At 64.1% G+C, this 2,713-nt stretch carries 3 protein-coding genes; 1 reads left to right on the top strand and 2 read right to left on the bottom strand.

The annotated features are described in order from the left end of the window. The coding region (xylB, locus tag ACXRVZ_RS27530; RefSeq protein WP_458233120.1) for a xylulokinase at window positions 1-1,072 on the bottom strand (1,072 nt) is incomplete at its 3' end. Window positions 1,073-1,081: 9 nt separating this feature from the next. Continuing rightward, the gene (locus ACXRVZ_RS27525) at window positions 1,082-2,269 is read right to left on the bottom strand and encodes an ROK family protein (protein WP_458233119.1); all 1,188 of its coding nucleotides are present in this window, start codon (window positions 2,267-2,269) and stop codon (window positions 1,082-1,084) included. Window positions 2,270-2,491: 222 nt separating this feature from the next. On the opposite strand from ACXRVZ_RS27525, the gene ACXRVZ_RS27520 reads away from it, so the two are divergent. Beyond that, window positions 2,492-2,713, top strand: a 222-nt coding sequence (locus ACXRVZ_RS27520) for a hypothetical protein (protein WP_458233118.1), incomplete at its 3' end; no start/stop codon positions are given.

Raw genomic sequence — 2,713 nt, 5'->3', positions numbered from 1 at the left:
TCAGTCCATAGAGGAGGCCGGGCGCAAATGGATCGTTGTGAGGCGTGCGTTCGCCGGCGAGGTAGGGCAGAAACGTAGGCGCTTCGTCATTGAGGACGGCGCTCTCATTCGATTCGAGTTCAGCCAGCAAGGTGGCTTCGTTGCTGCCGACGATCTGGCAGAACCAGCGCAGGCAACTCGCGGCCGACAGCATCACGCTCATCTGGTGCCAGCGCTGCGGCAGCGCATGGCAGAAGGCGTGCACCGCAGAACCCGGGTTGGGGCGGTAGCGATCATTGACGACGAAGAGCACGCCCGAGGTGCCGAGCGAAATGAAGCCGTCGCCGGGCTGCGTGGCGCCGATACCGATGGCGCTCGCGGCGTTGTCGCCCGCACCACCGGCAATGACGACTTCGGCATTGAGGCCCCAGGCGCGGGCAACTTCGGGCTTGAGAACCCCGCTGGGTTGGTTGGCCTCCACGAGACGGGGCATGTGCGCGCGCGACAGGCCCGTGGCGGCCAGCAGTTCATCCGACCAATCGCGGCGCGCCACGTCCAGCCACAGCGTGCCTGCGGCGTCGGAAGGGTCGGAAACCTTCTCCCCGCACAGCTGCAGGCGCAGCCAATCCTTGGGCAACAGAACCGTCTTCAGACGAGCGAAAACGTCGGGCTCATGCTTTCTTACCCACAGCAATTTGGGTGCGGTAAAGCCCGGCATGGCGAGATTGCCCGCGATGTCGTGCAGGCGCGGCGCGGCCGCTTCCAACTCGGCGCACTCGGCATGGCTGCGGCCGTCGTTCCACAGGATGGCGGGCCGCAGGACCTTGTCCGTCTCGTCAAGCAGCACGGCGCCATGCATCTGCCCTGACAGGCCGATGGCTCGCACGGCGGCGAATTCGGCGGGATGGGCGGTACGCAGTTCGTTGATGGCCGTTCCGGTGGCGCTCCACCAGTCGGCTGGGTTCTGCTCCGACCACAGTGGCTCGGAGTTGAACAGCCGCAGCGCGCTGCTCGCGGTGCCAACAATTCGACCGGTGCTGTCCAGCAGCAGCAACTTCACTTCGGAAGTGCCCAAGTCGATGCCCAGATACATTCAGATCTCCTAGACGTTCGCGGCGGCCCTGCCGCCAGTGGTCGATGGAAGGGCGGGGCGTGTCAGGCGGTAGCGAACCAGTGCGGCAGCGCCAATGGCGACCGCATTGGCGCCGAATCGGGAGGTCCGAATCGCCGGCCCGGAGGAGACGCCTGTGGCGATATGCGCCTCCAGCGCCGCCATGGCGGGTTGCAGAAATGGATCGCCCAATTCAACGACCGAGCCGCCGAGAACGATGCAGCCCGGGTCGTAGGCGGTCGACAGGTTCAGGAGCAGCATGCCTAGATGGTGTCCTGCGGACGTCACGGCCTTGAGCGTTTCCCCATCCTCGACAGCAAGGTGCTCGCGCACCTCGGCGATCGTTCCTTGAGTGGCCGTATTGGCGGTGCCGCGTTGGATGGCGCGCGTAGCAATCAAGGCTTCCGCGCAACCGCGTCGGCCGCAAGAACAGCGAGGTCCGTTGAGTTGCAGCACCATATGACCTACTTCGCCCGCATAGCCGCGGCTGCCGGTGAGCAGCCGGTCGCCCACGATGACGCCAGCACCCAGGCCGTGGTTGATGGAGACATAGATCAGAGGATCCGAGTCTGGCGTGGCGTTGAATTCCAGTTCTCCCAGGGCGGCGGTGTCGGCTTCGTTCTGAATGAACAGTGGAACGTCGGCGAGCCATGTGGTTTGCAATGCGTCACTCAAGAGCCTGGCGAAGGGCACGTCTCGCCAGCCCAGATTCGGCGCGAATTGGACGACCCCGCGCGTTTCGTTGACGCCACCCGGCAGGCCGACACCAACCCCAAGCAACTTCTGGTTGATGCCGAATTGCCCTTGCAGGTCCTGCAACGCCTTGGCCAGGCTGACGACACAGGCGTTGACCGAGCGGTCGACCCCATGGGCAGTGGTGACGCAGGCCCGCACCTCTCCCGTCAATGACGTGACAACGATTCGCATCGAATCGATGCCGACCTCGACGCCAATCAGAAGCAGGCGTGTGTCATCAACAAACAGGGGGGTCGGGCGGCGGCCCATGTCGCCCGTCGCGACGATGTCACGCTCCACCAACCAGCCTTCGGCAAGCAGTTCGCGAACCAGCAAGCTCACCGTGGATCTCGTGACGCCCACGGCGTCAGCCAAATCCGCTCGCGATGCCCCCGGAGTGGCGCAGGTCTGCCGCACCAACGCCATGCGGTTGACGGTCTTCATCAGCTGTTGACTGCCAATCGGTTCGCTTCGCAAGGACTTGTTCTGTGTTGTCATCTGGTCGGACCAGGATTGCTGTGTTCCAATCGTGGTCTTACCAATGTTAATTTGATCGATGGACGAAGTAAAGCAAAAGAGTGGCCGCGCGAACCAAGTCGCATGACGCGCAAAGCCCGCCGTCGCCGAGTTCCATCAACAAGGCCGTAGCCAAGGAACCAATCTCCCATGAAGTTCACTGACGGACAGTGGATGCTTCAGCCGGGCGTCGCCGCGCACTACGCGGCCGAGGCCTACGCGATCGAAGTCCACGAAGACCGCCTCGTCGTGCTCGCCACGACCCGCCCCATCAAGCACCGTGGCGACACGCTGCAAGGCCCCACGCTGACCGTGACGCTGAGCTCGCCGCTCGAAGGCGTCATTCGCGTCAGCGTCGAGCACTACACCGCG

The sequence above is a fragment of the Roseateles sp. P5_E8 genome (assembly GCF_054177665.1).
Note: the sequence above shows the minus strand (reverse complement) of the source record. Positions and strands in the feature narration are given on the sequence as shown.

Excerpts from the sequence above, each read along its gene's own strand:
- ACXRVZ_RS27525 (WP_458233119.1), bottom strand. The coding sequence starts at position 2,269 with ATGAAGACCGTCAACCGCATGGCGTTGGTGCGGCAGACCTGCGCCACT.